The 17,928-nt window shown below is 67.0% G+C and carries 16 protein-coding genes; 10 read left to right on the top strand and 6 right to left on the bottom strand.

Annotated features, from left to right (window positions below; genetic code table 11):
• Positions 1–37 precede the first annotated feature (37 nt).
• Genes AB4Z42_RS06035 through AB4Z42_RS06020 form a run of 4 tightly spaced genes read right to left on the bottom strand, consistent with a single transcriptional unit; the run spans position 38 to position 6,158 of the window.
• A complete protein-coding gene (locus tag AB4Z42_RS06035) occupies positions 38–2,527 on the bottom strand; it encodes an AMP-binding protein (RefSeq protein ID WP_442008240.1) in 2,490 nt (829 codons plus the stop codon).
• Positions 2,524–3,555: an ABC transporter ATP-binding protein gene (locus AB4Z42_RS06030; protein ID WP_442008844.1), complete on the bottom strand. Its 1,032-nt coding sequence runs from the start codon at positions 3,553–3,555 to the stop codon at positions 2,524–2,526. The genes AB4Z42_RS06035 and AB4Z42_RS06030 overlap by 4 nt, the downstream gene beginning before the upstream one ends.
• An 8-nt stretch (positions 3,556–3,563) precedes the next feature.
• Entirely contained in the window at positions 3,564–5,138 is a 1,575-nt protein-coding gene (locus tag AB4Z42_RS06025) for an ABC transporter permease (protein WP_442008843.1), read from the bottom strand.
• Between the two features lie 3 nt (positions 5,139–5,141).
• On the bottom strand, positions 5,142–6,158 hold the full coding sequence (locus AB4Z42_RS06020; protein WP_442008239.1) for an iron ABC transporter substrate-binding protein: 1,017 nt from the start codon (positions 6,156–6,158) through the stop codon (positions 5,142–5,144).
• Positions 6,159–6,354: 196 nt separating this feature from the next.
• Here AB4Z42_RS06020 and AB4Z42_RS06015 point away from each other — a divergent pair, with 196 nt between their 5' ends.
• A complete protein-coding gene (locus AB4Z42_RS06015) occupies positions 6,355–6,744 on the top strand; it encodes a heme-binding protein (RefSeq protein ID WP_442008238.1) in 390 nt (129 codons plus the stop codon).
• An 18-nt stretch (positions 6,745–6,762) separates the two neighbouring features.
• Here AB4Z42_RS06015 and AB4Z42_RS06010 read toward each other — a convergent pair whose 3' ends face one another.
• A complete protein-coding gene (locus AB4Z42_RS06010; RefSeq protein WP_442008237.1) occupies positions 6,763–7,581 on the bottom strand; it encodes a DUF1206 domain-containing protein in 819 nt (272 codons plus the stop codon).
• 120 nt (positions 7,582–7,701) lie between these two features.
• Here AB4Z42_RS06010 and AB4Z42_RS06005 point away from each other — a divergent pair, with 120 nt between their 5' ends.
• The 6 genes from AB4Z42_RS06005 (at position 7,702) to AB4Z42_RS05980 (ending at position 13,816) form a co-directional block, all read left to right on the top strand.
• On the top strand, positions 7,702–8,082 hold the full coding sequence (locus AB4Z42_RS06005; RefSeq protein ID WP_442008236.1) for a YraN family protein: 381 nt from the start codon (positions 7,702–7,704) through the stop codon (positions 8,080–8,082).
• On the top strand, positions 8,082–9,593 hold the full coding sequence (locus AB4Z42_RS06000) for a YifB family Mg chelatase-like AAA ATPase (RefSeq protein ID WP_442008235.1): 1,512 nt from the start codon (positions 8,082–8,084) through the stop codon (positions 9,591–9,593). The genes AB4Z42_RS06005 and AB4Z42_RS06000 overlap by 1 nt, the downstream gene beginning before the upstream one ends.
• Positions 9,590–10,717 (top strand): DNA-processing protein DprA, encoded by a 1,128-nt coding sequence (gene dprA, locus AB4Z42_RS05995; protein WP_442008234.1) that lies wholly within the window; start codon positions 9,590–9,592, stop codon positions 10,715–10,717. The genes AB4Z42_RS06000 and dprA overlap by 4 nt, the downstream gene beginning before the upstream one ends.
• A gap of 67 nt (positions 10,718–10,784) precedes the next feature.
• Positions 10,785–11,636: a siderophore-interacting protein gene (locus AB4Z42_RS05990; RefSeq protein WP_442008233.1), complete on the top strand. Its 852-nt coding sequence runs from the start codon at positions 10,785–10,787 to the stop codon at positions 11,634–11,636.
• A 24-nt stretch (positions 11,637–11,660) separates the two neighbouring features.
• Positions 11,661–12,821: an alpha-hydroxy-acid oxidizing protein gene (locus AB4Z42_RS05985; protein WP_442008232.1), complete on the top strand. Its 1,161-nt coding sequence runs from the start codon at positions 11,661–11,663 to the stop codon at positions 12,819–12,821.
• 92 nt (positions 12,822–12,913) lie between these two features.
• Positions 12,914–13,816 carry a tyrosine recombinase XerC gene (locus tag AB4Z42_RS05980; protein WP_442008842.1) on the top strand — a complete coding sequence of 301 codons (903 nt, stop codon included), beginning with the start codon at positions 12,914–12,916 and terminating at the stop codon, positions 13,814–13,816.
• A 61-nt stretch (positions 13,817–13,877) separates the two neighbouring features.
• On the opposite strand, the gene AB4Z42_RS05975 is transcribed toward AB4Z42_RS05980, so the two are convergent.
• The gene (locus AB4Z42_RS05975; protein WP_442008231.1) at positions 13,878–14,363 is read right to left on the bottom strand and encodes a M23 family metallopeptidase; all 486 of its coding nucleotides are present in this window, start codon (positions 14,361–14,363) and stop codon (positions 13,878–13,880) included.
• A 287-nt stretch (positions 14,364–14,650) separates the two neighbouring features.
• Between AB4Z42_RS05975 and rpsB the strand changes: the two genes are divergently transcribed.
• From rpsB to AB4Z42_RS05960, 3 genes are all read left to right on the top strand, one after another.
• Positions 14,651–15,496, top strand: a complete 846-nt coding sequence (gene rpsB / locus AB4Z42_RS05970) for a 30S ribosomal protein S2 (RefSeq protein WP_442008230.1) — start codon at positions 14,651–14,653, stop codon at positions 15,494–15,496.
• A 12-nt stretch (positions 15,497–15,508) separates the two neighbouring features.
• Complete coding sequence (tsf, locus tag AB4Z42_RS05965) at positions 15,509–16,324, top strand: translation elongation factor Ts (protein WP_442008229.1); 816 nt, start codon at positions 15,509–15,511, stop codon at positions 16,322–16,324.
• 91 nt (positions 16,325–16,415) lie between these two features.
• The gene (locus AB4Z42_RS05960; RefSeq protein WP_442008228.1) at positions 16,416–17,858 is read left to right on the top strand and encodes an amidase; all 1,443 of its coding nucleotides are present in this window, start codon (positions 16,416–16,418) and stop codon (positions 17,856–17,858) included.
• The last annotated feature ends 70 nt before the right edge of the window (positions 17,859–17,928 follow it).

Here is a 17,928-nt window from a genome sequence, read left to right as displayed (position 1 = left end):
AATTGTGACAGCTGAAACCAAAGTGGCAGAAGATATTTCAGCTTTGGCTCACCGTGCTGGCTGTCGCACTCGAGCGCGGCGAACTGAACCGGCTCACCCGCCATCGGCGCAGCACTGTCACCACGTACGTGAGGAGAATTCCCACGGCCAGTGAGGCAAGCACGCCGAACGCGGGATGGCCGCTGAAGACCGCGTAGACCTGGTAATGGACCAGGTACGTGTACAGGGACGCTTCCGCGAGGATTCCAACCGCCACCGTCAGTGCGGACGGGCACCGGATCGTGGGCACCCAGATGAGCAGGAGCAGACCGGCCATCACCATCAAGTCGCGCACCGTGGTGTCGAAGTAGCCGTACAGGCTGATGATCAGGGCGACGGACACCGCGATCCGCTGCAGCGTCGTCGTCGCCTTCGCCGCCGCCCAGCCGATCGCGAAGAACCAGAACGCCAGCATGGTGAACCATGCATCGCGGCCGAGGTGCATCCCGACGATGTCGTACCGCAGTGCAAGCCCGATGACGAGCGCCACGACCGCGATGGTGAAGGGACGCCGTCGTTCCAGCCGATCCATCAACGGGAGCCAGAACACGAGCGCCAGCACGACAAGCGTCCACACCAGCACCTCGACGAACCACAGCCGGCCCGCGGTCATGCTGTCGTGTGGACCGAGGAACTTGTTGGCCAGCAACAGATTCGTCCACGTGTAGTCGCGGGTGAGCAGTAGCGCGACGACTACCCACAACACCGACGGCACCGCGATCCACGCGATGGTGCTGCCCAGGTGCCGTACCCGGTCAGTGCGCGGAACGGGTGTGAGGCAGAACCGGCCGAAGTTGTAGCCGGCGACGCCGAGCAGAATGTGCGCGCCGCCCCACAGCTCGTACAACTCGGCGTGCGATCCGACGATGAGCACAATCGCTGCGGCGCGCAGCGCGACGCTGGTCTCCAGCGTCGCTAGCCAACCGCGGCGTGCAGGCTTCGAGATGCGTTCCAGCTGCCGAATCGACATGCGCTGCCAGTCCGGGGGCAGCTGGCCGATCGCCCGTTCCAGCCGAACCGTCATCGCGACGTACGACAGTGAGTTGCCGCCGAGGTCGACGAAGCTGGCATCTGGATCGAGCGTGGCTGCATCGGCCTGTAGCGCGTCAGCGAACAGTCCGCGCAGATCCGTCACGGGCGGCTGATCGCTTGCGCGCGCCAGACTGCGCACCGTTTCGTAGTCGGGCTTGCCCGAGGGCAGCAGTGGCAGTTCCTCGACGGCGGCGGCACGAACTGCGCCCGCGGGTACACCCGCCGCCGTGGCCGCCGCCCGCTGGATGTCGCGCTCGGTGTGGCTGCCCGCAGCGGCGACCACGATGAGGTCGTCGTCGCTGGTGCAGAACGCAGGCATCCCCTTGGCGCGCAACGCGGCCTCGACCTGCTGGAGGTCGATACGCAGGCCGTACATCTTGACGAACCGGCTGTTGCGGCCCACGACCTCGTAGAGCCCGTCGGGGCAACGTCTGGCGATGTCGCCCGTGCGCAGTGTCTCGACGGTCTTGCCCAGCGCCAGATCGTCTTGCCCGTGCGCGTAACCCATCATCACGTTCGGACCGCGGTAGACCAGCTCGCCGACGTCGTCGCCCGGCCAGCCGTCCAGAGGCTCGACGGTGAATGATCCGCCACGAATCGGAATTCCGATCGTATTGGGTCGAGACAATGCGAGTTCCGGTGGCAGATAGGACATCCGGGCCGTCGCCTCGGTCGCGCCGTACATCACGAACAGCTCGAAACCTGTGTGCTGGGCCAACTCGGCGAATCGGTGCACCCGCTCGGGTGGCATTCTGCCGCCGGCCTGGGTGACGTACCGCAGGTGGGGCAGATCCGCGGCGTCGAAGCCGACGCTGGCGAGCAGTTCGAAGGTGTAGGGCACCCCGGCGAATGACGTGGCGCCGTGCCGGCGGAACAGCTCCCAGAACTTTTCGTCGACCACGGACAGGTCGGTCAAGATCAGGCCGGCGCCGGCGAGCAGGTGACTGTGGATCACCGATAGTCCGTAGCAGTACGACATCGGCAGTGTTGTTGCAGCCCTGTCAGTTTCGCTGATATCGAGATACTCGGCGATGACCGTGGCATTCGCGACGAGGTTCGCGTGCGACAACCGAACCAGCTTCGGCGAGCCCGTGGTGCCCGACGTCGACATCAGCAACGTGAGGTCGTCGTGCAGGGGGCGCTGTTCGACGTGCCGGTGGTGGATCCCGCGATCGTCGATGACGATGTCGGGAGCGTAGATCTCCTCGATCGCAGTGCGGTCGCGTCGTGCGTCGACGAGCAGCACGACGTGTCCGGCCGCTATTGCGCCGAGATAGTGCACCAGCGTCGGGATGTCGTTGCGCGCCTGGAGAAGGACGAGACGCCGCTGGCCGTCCAAGGCGTGTGCGGCTTCGGCCACCCGGTCAGTGAGCTCGCGGTAGGTCAATTGCGAAGTGTCGGTGAAGATCGCGACGCGGTCGCCGTGGCCCCGCAGGTGCTCGAGGAGCGCGCTCATGTGAACACGACTCCGTTGCCCACCACCTCGATACGCACCTTCGCGTCGATCGGCGGGGGTTTCAGGCTGTTCTGGCGCACGATGATCGGTTCGACGTCGCCCGCGGGATCGATGGTCAGCAGGACGTCGTGACCGAGAAACTCGACCGCCAGCACCCTGCCGACGCCGTTCAACTCGCCACTGTCCGTAACAACCTGCGCCACAAGCTGTTCGGGCCGCAGCAGCAGCGTGCCGGGCCCGTCGTCCGCGTGCACCGATACCCGTCCGATGGCGCAGTCCGCGAGCCCGGACGTGACGACACACGGCATCGTGATGCTGTCGCCGAGGAACTCGGCCGTGAAGCGGTCGCCGGGCTCGCGGTACACCGACTGTGGCGTGCCGACCTGGGTGAACCGTCCGTCGCGCATCACCGCGACCTGGTCGGCGATCGACAGCGCTTCCTCCTGGTCGTGAGTCACCAACAGCGATGTGACGCCGGCGTCGGCGAGCAACCCGGCGACGACCTTTCGGGTGGACGCGCGTAGTCCGGTATCGAGTGCACTGAACGGTTCGTCGAGCAGCATCACCACCGGCTGCCTGGCCAGTGCCCGGGCGAGCGCGACCCTCTGCTGCTGACCTCCCGAAAGTTCATGGGGGCGACGGTCGGCGAATGACGGATTGAGCGAGACGGTTTCGAGTAATTCGGCGACGCGACTGCGTACCTTGTCGCGGCCTTCGCCGCGGATGCCGTAGGCAATGTTCTGTCCGACCGTCAGGTGCGGGAACAATGCGCCATCCTGGGCGACGTAGCCGACGCCGCGTCGATGCGGCGGTACGGAATGCCCTCCACCGACGACCTGCGTGCCGTCGATCGTCACCGTCCCGTCGCAAGGAGCCTCGAAGCCGGCGACGAGTCGCAGCAGCGTCGTCTTTCCGCAGCCGGACGCGCCGACGACCGCCGTTATGGTGCCCGGCTGCATCTGAAGGTCGATGTGGTCGAGTACGACATGGTCATTGAAGGACTTCGCGAGCCCTCGGATATCGACCATTGCCTGGGTCACAGCGCGGCCACCTTCATCGACTGGCGGAAGAGCAGAACGGTCACCGGTATGGCCAACAGCACCAACACCATGGCGTACGGCGCAGCGGCCGCGTAGTCGAGTTCGCTACTCCATGACCAGAACATCATCGACAACGTTCGGGTTCCCGTCGGTGCCAGCAGCAGCGTCGCGGTCAATTCGGTTGCCACCGCGACGAATACCAGGGACGCGCCCGCAGCCGCAGCGGGTGCGGTGAGGCGCAGCGTCACGCGGAAGAACGTCGCCGACGGCGAAGCGCCCAGCGACCGCGACGCTTCTTCCAGGCCCGGTGGAACCTGGGCCAGCCCGGCCCGGACGTTGACCAGTGCGCGTGGCATGAACAGCAGGACATAGGCGAACACGATCAACGGGACGCTCTGGTAAAGCGGTCGCGCGTAGTGGATGGCCACGGTGACCAGCGCGAGCGCGGTGACAATGCCGGGCAGCGAGCTGGTGACATAGTTGGCGCCTTCGACGACGCGTGCCAGCGGGCCACTGGACCGCACGGCGACCCACGCGACGGGGAAGGCCAGCACCACGGTGATGAGGGCGGCGAGGCCCGCCAGCCCGATGGTCTGGGCGAGCGAGTGACCGAGCTCGGCGAAGTCCCACACCTCGGCGCCACCGATCCACAGCCAGCGCAGCAGCGTCCATACTGGAACACCAAGCGACAGGACCGCCAGCGCGGTGAGCGCCGTCAGCGCGGGGATTGTGCTGTAGCCCAGTCGGTTCGGGGTGGCAGCTCGCGGGGCACCCGAGCCGATTCTGGCGAATCGAATCTTGCCGCGCGCGGCAGCCTCCGCGGTCAGCAGCACCAGGCACAGAACGACAAGCACGCCCGCGAGCATGCTGCCTGCCGCACCGTCGAACGTGACCTGGAACTGCTGGAAGATCGCGACGGTGAACGTGTCGAAGCGGATCATGGCGAATGCGCCGAATTCGGAAAGCAGGTGGAGACCGACGAGCAGTCCGCCGCCGAGGATCGCCAGCCGCAGCTGCGGGAACACGACGCGAAAAAACACACCGACCGAATCCGAACCGAGCGCACGCGCGGATTCCTCGACGGCAGGGTCGAGCCGGCGCAGAGTCGCCGCGACGGGCAGATACATGAACGGGAAATACGAAAGCGCGGTGATGAGGACTCCCGCCCACAGTCCGTGGATCGACGGGACCACACCGACCCAGGCGTAGCTGTTGACGAACGCCGGAACAGCCAGCGGCGCAACGAACAGCGGACGCCAGAAACTCCGTCCCGGCAGGTCTGTGCGTTCCGTCAGCCAGGCCAGGCCGACGCCGATCAGCACACACAGCGGCACCGTGATGCAGACCAGTCCGACGGTGTTGATCAGGAGTTCGCCGACCCTCGGCCGGACCACCAACTCGTAGGCGCGCGTCCACCCGACCGACACCGTGCCCCACACCACATAGCCAAGCGGGATGCACGTGGCGGCGACCAGAATCGCGACCGTCGCCGAAACCAGAGGACCGGGCCGTGTGGCCGCCTCAGACTGCGAAGACTTCGCAGCGGGTACCGGAACGGTGGGAGACGCAATCACCTACAGCAAGCCCGCCTTCGTCATCAGGTCCGTCACCTGCTGGGAGTTCAGCGTCGACGGGTCCACCGCGGGCGCCTGCAGTGTGTCCAGCGGTGGCAACGCCGGATTGGAGGGCACGTCGCTGGCGACCGTGTACTCGAAAGAGGTGCCGTTCTCCAGCACCTCCTGACCCTTCTTGCTGGTGATGAACTTGATGAACTGCTGCGCCTCGTCCTTCTTCTTGCTGGATGCGAGCACCCCGCCGCCCGACAGACTCACAAAGGCGCCGGGGTCGTCGTCCTTGAAGAAGTGCAGCGCCGTATTGGCGCTCATCTCTTTGGTTTTCGCCTGATCGCGGAACCAGTAATAGTGGTAGATCACACCGCCGTCGACCTCGCCAGCGTTGACGGCCTTCAGCGTGGCGATGTTGTCGCTGTAGAGAGTCGCGCCGGACTTCATCGCGGCGAGCCACTTCGAGGTTTCGGCCTCACCTTTGAGTTGCAGAAGCGCGGCGACAATGGCCTGGAAGTCGGCCTTGGTCGGCGCGCCGCCCCACCGGCCCTTCCATTCCGGAGCCTGGAGATCCAGCAGGGATTTCGGCAGCTGATCAGGACGCAGCTTGGAGGTGTTGTAGACGAACACGGTGCTGCGCGCCGCGACGCCGGTCCACTTGCCGGTGGCCGGGCGGTACTGGGCCGGAACCTGATCCAGGGTGGCGGGGTCGAGATCGGCGAACAGCCCCGCCTTCTCGACCGCTGCCATCGCAGGCGAGTTCTCCGTCAGGAACACGTCGGCAGGGGAGGCGTTGCCCTCGGCGACGAGCTGGTTTCCAAGCTCGGTGTCGCCGCCCTGCCGGTAAGTGACCTTGATGCCGGTCTCTTTGGTGAATGCGTCGATCCACTCTTTGGTCAGCGACTCGTGCTGAGCGTTGTAGATCAGCAGCTCGTCGCTCTCGCCCGAACTCGAGCATGAGGTCACTGAGAGCACGACGGCAACGGTCGACACGACGGCGGCGATCCGGCTCCAACGGGGGCGCATCCAGGCGGTCCTTCCCGCGCCAACCCGGGCGCTTTTAGCTGAGGTTTACCTAAATGAACATACCCTGCCCTGTTTGGTTCCGGTGCCGTGCCGAAAAGGCGTCTGTACTGCAGTTGCCGCGGCGTTTTCCGACAGCCAGGCTGTGGGTACGTTAGCTGTGAAATCGATCCGTCGGCACCGACCCTTAGGACACCGAATGAAGAAGTCAGCACACCTGCGCCGATCGCGCATCATCGGAACGGCGGCTGTCTGTGCAGTCGGGTTCTCAGCGGCCGTCGTCACCGCGCCGATGGCGAGCGCGGCCGACTGCACCGCCAGTGGGCTGGCCATCGTCGCGGGCCCCGTGCTTGCCGAAGCGGGCGGCTACCTGGGTGCCCATCCCGGCGCGAACAACGTGCTGACCGCGGCCGCCTCGCAACCGCCGGACGTGGCGCGGGACAACGTGCGGGGTTATTTCACGGCCAACCCCGGCGAATTCCTGGACCTCCGCAGGATCGCGGGTCCGCTTCAGGATCTGCGCAACCAGTGCGGCATCGCGGTCACTCCGGGACAGTTCGCGACGCTCTTCGAGGCGTTGCAATCCTGACGCAGCCCTGACCGCTCGTCACATTCGTCCCAAGCGGGCGCGCACGAAGCTGTAGGCACCGAACGCGGCGATGCCCAACGCCGCGAGGATCAGCAGGAATTTGCCGAACGGGGCCTGGCCGAGCGTCTTCACTGCGGCGTCGAGGCCGGCCGCCTTCGACGGGTCCGCCTGAAGCGTCGCGACGATCACGAGCACCCCCGCGCCGGCCAGTACCAAGCCCTTGGCCGCGTACCCGGTGATTCCGACGGCGTTGATCCCGGTGCCGCCCGAGACGCGCAGATCCTTGAGGAACTTCTTCGAAACGCCTTTGTACACGTGGTAGCCGCCCACCCCTGCGAGGCCCAAGCCCACCGCGATCAGAAGCGCCTTCCCCCAGCCGGATTGCATCAACTGCGCACTCATGCCGGTGTTCTGCTGACTGCTCTGCTGGCCGCTTCCCATCGCGAAGCGGGCGGCGGACAGCGCGATGGCGAAGTTCACGATCGCCAGCCCGAGGGACTTGCCGCGCTTCCATGCCGGTGTGTCGTCCTCGTGGTGCCCGGAGCCCTCACCGGGCTTCGACCCGACGATCGCTTCGGCCACCCGCCACAAGCCGAGCCCTACGAGACCGACCGCAGCGACCCAGAGAATCAGCGTGCCGCCGGTCTGCTTGGCCAGGGTTGCCAGGGCACCGGACTGATCGGCATTGCCGCCGGACCCGAACGCGATGCGGATGATGATGTAGGCGACCAGCAGATGCAGTACACCGCTGGTGACGAAGCCGGCGCGCGCGGTGTATTCGAACGCGTCGCTGTCGGTCGCGCGGTCTGCCACGCCGTGCAGTGTCTTGTCGGTCATGTCGTCATGTACCCGCTTTTTGACGGTCGCGAAACTCCTCGGTTGTGGATGAGGCGGCGATTGGGGATGAATCAGTTCTGACGGTCGATGCCTGTCGGAGTCGCACCGCACGGTGTGACCATGACTTTCTCGAAGACGTCGTGGACCCGCGCCGAAATCGGTGCACTCGGAGAACGTTTGGCCGTTGAGCATCTGCAGTCGGCGGGGCTTCGGGTGCTCGCCCGCAACTGGCGCTGCCGCTATGGCGAACTCGACGTCATCGCGGCCGACGACGCCGCCCGCGTCGTGGTGTTCGTCGAGGTGAAGACCCGCACGAGCGACCGGTTCGGGGGTATCGAGCAGGCCGTCAGTCCGGAGAAATTGCGCCGGCTGCGGCGCCTGGCCGGGCTGTGGCTGGCCAGGCAGGACGCCCGGTGGGCCGCGGTACGCATCGACGTGATCGGCGTGCGAATCGGGCGGCGACCCATCCCTGAGATCACCCACCTGCGGGGAGTGGGCTGATGTCGCTGGGGCGAGCCTTCTCGGTGGCCGTTCGCTGTCTCGACGGGCACATCGTGGAGATAGAAGCGGACATCACGTCCGGGCTGCCCGGCGTGCACCTGGTCGGCCTGCCCGACGCCGCGTTGCAGGAATCGCGGGACCGGGTTCGCGCGGCGATCACCAACTGCGGCAGCGACTGGCCGCAGGCGCGTCTGACGCTGGCACTCTCACCCGCCACTCTGCCCAAGATGGGGTCCGTCTATGACATCGCCCTGGCTCTGGCTGTGATGTCCGCGCACAGCAAGGTGGAGTGGGCGCGGCTGGAGGAGACGGTGCTGCTCGGTGAATTGGCCCTCGACGGCCGGGTGCGGCCGGTCAAGGGGGTGCTTCCTGCCGTACTCGCCGCCAAACGAGAGGGGTGGCCTGCCGTCGTCGTGCCGGTCGAAAACCTCTCCGAAGCGGCGCTCGTGGATGGAATCGATGTCAAGGGAGCGCGGACGCTCGGCCAACTGCGCTCGTGGCTCGAGGGCAAGGTGCAACTCGAGGCCAGCATCGACAAGCCGTGTTCAGCGCCACTGCCCGTGGCCGACCTGGCCGACGTGATCGGCCAGACACAGGCCCGATACGCGGTCGAGGTCGCCGCCGCGGGTGCACACCACCTGATGCTGACCGGACCGCCTGGCATTGGGAAAACCATGCTGGCACAACGTCTTCCGGGATTGCTCCCGTCACTGAGTGAGAATGAAGCGCTGGAGGTGACGGCCATCCACTCGGTCGCCGGCCTGCTGTCTGCAAGTACGCCATTGATCACTCGGCCACCGTTCGTGGCGCCCCATCACACCTCCAGCGTGGCGGCGATGGTCGGTGGCGGCAGCGGAATGGCCAGGCCCGGCGCCGTCAGCCGTGCCCATCGTGGCGTGCTGTTCCTCGACGAATGCGCCGAGATCGGTGTCAGCGTCATGGAGGCGTTGCGAACTCCGTTGGAGGACGGTGAGATTCGGTTGGCCCGCCGCGACGGCGTGGCGACCTACCCGGCGCGGTTCCAGTTGGTACTGGCGGCCAACCCGTGCCCGTGCGCGCCTGCGGACCCGCGCGACTGCATCTGTCCGGGGCAGATCAAGCGGCGCTATCTCGGCAAGCTGTCGGGGCCTCTGCTGGATCGGGTGGACCTGGTCGTCGAGATGCACTCGCAGCGCGCCGGGGCGTTCAGCGACCAGGAGGGCGAGTCCACCGCCACTGTCTGTGCACGGGTCGCCGCAGCGCGTGAGGCCGCGGACGAGCGATGGCGACCGCACGGGATCCGGACCAACGCCGAGGTCAGGGGATCGCTGCTGCGCAAGGAGTTCCGGTTACCCGCGCCCGTCATGAAACCGCTGAGCGACGCCCTCGACCGCAAGCAGATCAGCATGCGTGGTGCCGATCGAAGTCTGCGTGTCGCCTGGACGCTCAGCGACCTTGCGGGACGAACCTCGCCGGTGTTGGAGGACGTGTGCACCGCATTGAGCTTTCGCCAGAACGGGGGAGCGCGATGACCGATCAGGTCGCATATGCGTGGGCGTATCTGTCGCGAGTCGCGGAGCCGCCGTGCCCGGAGCTGAGAGCGCTGGCGAGACGGGTCGGTCCCGTGGAAGCGGCCGAACGCGTGCGCACCGGCGGCGTCGACGACGCCATTGCGCGGCGGACCGAGGCGAGACGCCAGATCGACTGTGCAGAAAGAGATCTGGATGTGCTGGACCGAATGGGCGGCAGGCTGATCACCGCGGACGACGCCGAATGGCCGTTGTTGGCGTTCAATTCGTTCCGCGGTGTGACCGACCGGCTGCGGCCACAGGCACACGAACCGATGGTGCTGTGGGCCGTCGGACCGGCGCGCCTCGGCGTGGTTTCCGAGCGTGCCGCCGCCATCGTCGGCACACGGGCTGCGACTGCCTACGGCGAATGCGTTGCCGCCGATCTCGCTGCGGGTTTGGCGACGCGCGATGCGGCGGTCGTCTCAGGCGGCGCATTCGGCATCGACGGGGCAGCTCACCGCGCGGCGCTCGCGGCCGACGGGGTGACCGTCGCAGTACTCGCGGGTGGTGTCGACGTGCCCTATCCCGCAGCCCATTCCGCGATGTTGCAACGGGTCCGCGATCTCGGTCTTGTGATCAGCGAGTATCCACCCGCCGAGCGTCCCGCTCGGCATCGCTTCCTGACCCGTAACCGGCTGGTCGCGGGCCTTGCCGGTGCCACCGTCGTCGTGGAGGCGGGTGCGCGCAGCGGCGCGGCCAACACCGCGGCCTGGGCCCGCGCGCTCGGCCGCAATGTGTGTGCGGTGCCCGGTCCGGTGACGTCGTCGGCGTCGGTGGGATGCCACGCCCTGCTGCGGGACGGCGCACATGTGGTCACCCGGGCCGAGGACATCATCGAACTGATCGGCCACATGGGCGAATTCGCGCCCGAAGACGAGCGCCCGACGTCTGAACTCGACGGGCTGGCAGACACCGAAAAGCGGATCTACGACGCGCTGCCTGCGCGGGGCGCCAAGACCGTCGACCAGATCGCGGTGGCGGCCGGTGTTCCACCCACGCAGGTGTTGGGTCCGCTGGCCGTGCTCGAACTGTCCGGCCTGGTAGTCCGGCGGGATGGGAGGTGGAAGCTGGCTCCCCCCACATGAGGTAGCCGACCTGCATTCTGCGGGCGCTCGTATCCTCGACAGGAGCGAGTAACCAACAGGAGGAATAGTGGCAGGACGTCCGGTCCACACGTTCGAAGTGGTGCGTACCGAGCAGGTGACCCCGCATCTCACGCGGGTGGTGCTTGGCGGTGACGGCTTTGACACCTTCACGCCGAACGACTCCACCGATGCGTACGTCAAGATCGTGTTCGTGCCCGACGGGCTCGACGTCGCCGCCCTGCCGCAGCCGCTGACGCTGGACAGTTTCAAGACTCTGCCGCCTGAGCAGCAACCGCCGGTCCGCACCTACACGGTCCGGCGCGTGGACCCCGAGCGTCGCGAGATCGCCATCGACTTCGTCGTGCACGGCGAGCATGGCGTCGCGGGACCGTGGGCGGCCGCGGCCGTCCCCGGGCAGCCGGCGTACCTGATGGGGCCGAGCGGCGGGTACGCGCCCGACCCCGCAGCGGACTGGCATCTGCTGGCAGGCGACGAGGCGGCCGTACCGGCGATCAGCACAGCGCTGGAAGCGTTGCCGGACAACGCGATCGGCCAGGTCTTCATCGAGGTGGCCGGACCCGACGACGAGATCGAGCTGACCGCGCCCCCTGGCGTCGACATCACATGGATTTACCGAGGTGGACGCGCCGACCTGGTAGCCGAGGAACAGGCCGGCGATCACGCGCCGCTGATCACGGCCGTGAAGGGTGCGCTGTGGATGCCGGGCCAAGTGCAGGTGTTCATCCACGGCGAGGCGCAGACCGTGATGCACAACCTGCGGTCCTACATCCGCAAGGAACGCGGGGTGGACGCCAAGTGGGCCTCATCGATTTCTGGGTACTGGCGGCGCGGGCGTACCGAGGAGACCTTCCGGCAGTGGAAGGCGGAACTCGCGAAGGCGGAACAGGCCAACGCGTGACCGCCGGACTGGCACGCTAGCCGCATGGCGTACAGCGATTTCGAGTTCGAGATCTACCTTCAGGGCCTGTCCGGCATCCTGCCGACGCTCCCCATGTCGTTCGCGGAGCTGGAGGCCAAGGCGCAGGCGGCGATGTCACCGTCGATCTGGTCATACGTCGCGGGCGGTGCGGGCGATGAACGGACCCAGCGGGTCAACGTCACCGCCTTCGAGAACTGGGGGCTGATGCCCCGGATGTTCGTCGGCGCCGCCGAGCGCGATCTATCGGTCGAGTTCCTCGGGCTGAGCCTGAAGTCGCCGGCGATGCTGGCACCCGTCGGCGTCATCGCCCTGTGCGCGGAGGACGGGCACGGCGACCTCGCGACGGCGCGCGCCGCCGCCCGCACGGGCGTTCCGATGATCGCGTCGACCATGTCCGCGGACCCGATGGAGGCCGTGGCCGCCGAGTTGGGGGACACGCCAGGGTTTTTCCAGCTCTACACACCCAAAGACCGCGATGTCGCGGCCAGCTTCGTGCAACGCGCCGAGGCCGCGGGCTTCAAGGGCATCGTCGTGACACTCGACACCTGGATTCCGGGCTGGCGGCCACGTGACCTGTCGACGTCGAACTTCCCGTTCCTGCGCGGCCACTGCCTGGCGAACTACACGACCGATCCGGTGTTCCTCGCCAGCCTGGCGCAGTCGCCGGAGGAGAACCTGCAGGCCGCGATCATGAAGTGGATATCGATATTCGGGAACCCGCTGACGTGGGATGACCTGCCGTGGCTGCGCTCGTTGACCTCGTTGCCGATTCTCCTCAAGGGCATCTGCCATCCCGACGACGTTCGGCGCGCGAAAGACGGCGGCGTCGATGCCATCTACTGCTCCAACCACGGCGGCCGTCAGGCCAACGGAGGGATACCGGCCATCGACTGCCTGCCCGGGGTCGTGGAAGCCGCCGACGGGGTGCCGGTGCTGTTCGATTCGGGCATCCGCAGCGGCGTGGACATCGTCAAGGCGATTGCGCTGGGGGCATCGACCGTCGCGATCGGCAGGCCCTACACCTACGGCCTGGCGCTGGGCGGGGAGGACGGAATCGTGCACGTGCTCCGGTCACTGCTCGCCGAGGCGGACCTGACGATGGCGGTCGACGGGTACCGGTCGCTGAAGGAATTGAGTCCCGAGGCGTTGCGGCGCGTCACCTGAACCGCGGAGTCGTTGTCTGCGACGGTTGATGCGTGGAGACCGATGGGCAGGAGCGGTGGGCCCACGCCCGAAGGGCAGGGGACGACCCGGGTATCGAGCACTGTCTCGAGGAGTTCGACGAGTACCTGGCGCTGGAGCGCGGTCGCTCCGAGCACACCCGTCGCGCATACCTCGGTGATCTGCGGTCGCTGTTCGACTTCGTCGGCGATCGTGCACCCGACGCCGGGATCGCCGGGCTGACGCTGCCGATGCTGCGCTCGTGGCTCGCGGCGCTGGCGGCGACGGGTGCGGCCCGGACGACGCTGGCCCGACGAACGTCCGCGGTCAAGACCTTCACCGCATGGGCGACGCGACGCGGCCTGATGGCCAGCGACCCCGCCGCACGCCTGCAGGTGCCCAAATCCCGCCGCACACTGCCCGCGGTACTGCGCCAGGACCAGGCGCTGGACGCTATGGCCGCAGCGAAATCCGGTGCACAACAGGGAGATCCGCTCGCGCTGCGAGACCAGTTGATCGTCGAGCTGCTGTACGCCAGTGGAATCCGCGTCAGCGAATTGTGCGGACTGGACATCGGCGACGTCGACACGTCACGGCGGCTGTTGCGGGTCCTCGGCAAGGGCAACAAACAGCGCACCGTCCCGTTCGGTGCGCCCGCGTTGGCCGCCCTGGGTACCTGGTTGTCCGACGGGCGTCCGGCATTGGCCACCGCCGCCTCCGGTCCCGCGCTGCTGCTGGGTGCGCGTGGGCGTCGGCTCGACCCACGCCAGGCCCGCACGGTCGTGCATCAGACGATGGCCGCCGTCGACGGCGCACCCGATATCGGCCCGCACGGCCTGCGGCACAGCGCCGCCACGCACCTGCTCGAGGGTGGTGCGGATCTACGTGTCGTACAGGAACTGCTGGGCCATTCATCGCTGGCCACCACGCAGCTCTACACCCACGTCACCGTCGCGCGCCTGCGCGCCGTGCACGACCAGGCTCACCCTCGCGCCTGAACATTGCGATTTCGGCGTGGCTGGTCACGCTGAGCGTGACCGCGCACGCCGAAATCACCCACTAGCGGACGGGCTTGAGGCGGATCGGCGTGGAGGCGACCAGGCCCAGCGGGTCGACATAGTCCGCGCGCGATGCCGGGCCCCACATCGCTCCCCAGTGCAGACACGCGGGCGCGGGGCAGCCGGCGTGGCCGGACCGCAGTTCGCCGAGAATCGTGCCCGCGTCCACGCGCTGGCCGGCCCGAACCGATGCGAGGACGGGCTCGTAGCTGGTGCGCAATCCGCCGGGATGGGCGACGGACACCACAGGCCTGCCCGCCAGCTCGCCGGCGAACACGACCGTGCCTTCGGAGGCGGCGAACACGGGCTGACCTGGGGTTCCGGCGAGATCGACGCCGCGGTGACCCGCCTGCCAGTTCGGTGACGGCGCGTCGAACGTCCGCAAAACAGCAGGCCGCGGCCGCAAAGGCCACTCCAGTCGCTCGCCATCGGCCGACGCGGGCGCCGCCAGGATGAGCGCCGCCGCGAACACCGCGATCCATCGCATATGTCCAGCTCAGCGCCACGGGCTACCGCCGCACCAGACGTCCGCCCCGATCTGTGGACCACCAGGTCACTGTGGAAAAAGCACCCCCTTTCAGCGTGTAAACTCCTATCCGCAGCTCGCTTGCGCGGGCTGACTTCGCGTGTCTGCACTTTGACCCGGTTCCAACAAGGTCATATCCGGATGCCAGCGGTCCCGTCTCACCGACGGGTTGGCATTCCCAGCAGGCACCAGGGTTCGGCATCAACCGACGCCGAGCGACAACCGACACAAAGGAACATGGCCCAACCATGGCTGTTGTAACCATGAAGCAGCTGCTTGACAGCGGCACCCACTTCGGGCATCAGACCCGTCGCTGGAATCCCAAGATGAAGCGGTTCATCTTCACCGACCGCAACGGCATCTACATCATCGATCTGCAGCAGACGCTGACCTACATCGACAAGGCGTACGAGTTCGTCAAAGAGACTGTCGCCCACGGCGGCAGCATCATGTTCGTCGGCACCAAGAAGCAGGCGCAGGAATCGATCGCCGAAGAGGCGACCCGCGTCGGCATGCCGTACGTGAACCAGCGCTGGCTCGGCGGCATGCTCACCAACTTCTCGACCGTGCACAAGCGCCTGCAGCGCCTCAAGGAACTCGAGTCCATGGAGCAGACCGGTGGCTTCGAGGGTCGCACCAAGAAGGAAATCTTGATGCTGACCCGCGAGAAGAACAAGCTCGAGCGCAGCCTCGGCGGTATCCGCGATATGGCCAAGGTGCCTTCGGCCATCTGGGTCGTCGACACCAATAAGGAGCACCTCGCGGTCGCGGAGGCTCGCAAGCTGAACATCCCGATCATCGCGATCCTCGACACCAACTGCGATCCCGATCTCGTCGACTACCCGATCCCGGGCAACGACGACGCGATCCGCTCCGCAGCGCTGCTGACCAAGGTGGTGGCCTCCGCGGTCGCCGAGGGTCTGCAGGCGCGTGCCGGCGCAGGCCGCGACGGCGACAAGGCCGAGGCTGGGGATTCGCTGGTTGCCGAGCCGCTCGCCGAGTGGGAGCAGGAGCTGCTTGCGGGCGCGACGGCGTCCACCGAGGCTGGTGGGGCCGACGCCGCCCCCGCCGCCGAAACCCCTTCAGAGTCATAGGGAAAGGCTGATATGGCGAACTACACCGCTGCCGATGTGAAGCGACTTCGCGACCTCACCGGTGCCGGCATGCTCGACTCCAAGAACGCGTTGGTCGAGTCGGGAGGTGACTTCGACAAGGCTGTCGAGCTCCTTCGCATCAAGGGCGCCAAGGACGTCGGCAAGCGCGCAGAACGTGCGACCGCCGAGGGTCTTGTCGCGGCGAAGGACGGCGCGCTGATCGAGCTCAACTCCGAGACCGACTTCGTGGCCAAGAACGCCGAGTTCCAGTCGGTCGCCGACCAGATCGTGGCGGCCGCGGCCGCGGCGAAGGCGACCGATGTCGACGCGCTCAAGGCCGCCAAGGTCGGCGACACCACGGTCGAGCAGACCATCGCCGACCTGTCGGCGAAGATCGGCGAGAAGCTCGAACTGCGCCGTGCGGTCTACTTCGACGGCACCGTCGAGACGTATCTGCACAAGCGTGCCGCCGACCTGCCGCCCGCAGTGGGTGTGCTGGTCGAGTACACCGGCTCGAACAAAGAGGCCGCGCATGCGGTCGCGCTGCAGATCGCGGCTCTGAAGGCCAAGTACCTCACGCGTGAGGACGTCCCCGAGGACATCGTCGCCAACGAGCGACGTATCGCCGAGGAGACCGCCAAGGAAGAGGGCAAGCCCGAGCAGGCGCTGCCCAAGATCGTCGAGGGTCGTGTGACCGGCTTCTACAAGGACGTCGTGCTGCTGGATCAGCCGTCGGTGTCCGACAGCAAGAAGACGGTCAAGGCACTGCTCGACGAGGCGGGCGTGACCGTCACGCGGTTCGTGCGCTTCGAGGTCGGCCAGGCTTAGCCACACGCCACAACTGCGAAGGCCCCCAGAGTTCTGGGGGCCTTTCGCATTGGCGGACCGAGCGTGCGGTACGACTTGGTACCGTCGCTGCATGACACCTGGTGATGACGCCCTCGGCCGAAGAACAGACGGCCGATGCCACGCCTTCGGCGACGACGCCCTCGGCGACCTCGACGCCGTCGGCCTCGTCGACGCCTTGCGGGCGGGCACGGTGTCAACCGCCGAACTCGTCGACGCGGCGATCGCCCGCACCGAAGCCGTCAACCCGGCGCTGAACGGCCTGGCGTACGAGGGGTACGACCGTGCGCGGAGACGCGCCGGTGCGAAGCACCCGTTCGGCGGCTACTTCGACGGGGTGCCGTCCTTCATCAAGGACAACGCGGCCGTCGAGGGCTGGCCCACGATGCAGGGCACCGATGCGTGGGATCCGCGACCGATGCCCGCCGACGGCGCGTTCGCGCGAGTGTTCCTCGGCGCCGGACTGATACCTCTCGGCAAGACTCAGATGTCGGAGTTCGGTTTCAGCGGTTCGGCCGAGCATCCAAGGATCGGCCCAGTCCGCAACCCGTGGAACCCCGACTACACCGCGGGTGCCTCGTCGTCTGGCTCGGCCGCGTTCGTCGCTGCGGGCGCCGTACCCATCGCGCATGCCAACGACGGCGGCGGTTCGATCCGAATTCCGGCCTCCTGCAACGGATTGGTCGGTTTGAAGCCGACGCGTGGCCGCATCCCGCTGGACAAGGAGGCGGCGAAGATGCCGCTTCACCTTGTCGTCAACGGTGTGGTGTCGCGGTCGGTGCGCGACACTGCTGCGTTCCTGCGCGAATCCGAGCGGATATACCGCAATCCCAAACTGGCGCCCATCGGTGACGTGACGCAGCCGAGCAAGCGGCGACTGCGCATCGGCGTGTGCACGGAGTCCATTTCGCGTGATGCGAGCCCCGAGGTCCGCGAGTTGACGCTGAAGTCGGCGGCCCTGCTGGAGGAACTGGGCCACCGGGTGACCGAGATTCAGAATCCGGTCCCGGCTCGCTTCAAGGACGACTTCCTGGCCTACTGGTCGTTTTTGGCGCTGGCGGTGGTCCGCGGCGGGCGACGGATGTTCGGACCCAGCTTCGATCGCACGCGTCTGGACAACATGACACTCGGACTCGACCGCAGGGCTGCGCGCAATCTGCACAAGGTCCCGTTCGCCATTCGCAGGCTGTCTGCGTCGTATCGCATCACCGCTCGGCTCGGTGAACAGTTCGACGTGGTGCTGATGCCCACCCTCGCCGAGGTCACCCCGCCGATCGGTTTCCTGGACCCGGAGCAGGACTTCGACATCGTGATGGAACGACTCATAGACTGGGCGGCGTTCACGCCGCTGCAGAACGCCACGGGCGATCCCGCGATCTCGTTGCCGCTCGCGGAGTCGTCGACGGGTCTGCCGGTCGGCATGATGCTGTCGAGTCCGCGTGGTCACGAATCCCGTCTGCTGGAGTTGGCATACGAACTTGAAGAGGCCCGCCCGTGGGCGCGCATCCAGTCATGACCCGCAACGTCGCGATGGGTGGCAGCTTCAGTCCAGCGGTCATGCGACTACTTGTATTCACAACGCGTGC

It is taken from the genome of Mycobacterium sp. 2YAF39 (assembly GCF_052114565.1).
GTDB lineage: Bacteria > Actinomycetota > Actinomycetes > Mycobacteriales > Mycobacteriaceae > Mycobacterium.
The sequence above is the reverse complement of the archived record's forward strand: the minus strand, read 5'-3'. Positions and strand labels throughout refer to the sequence as shown.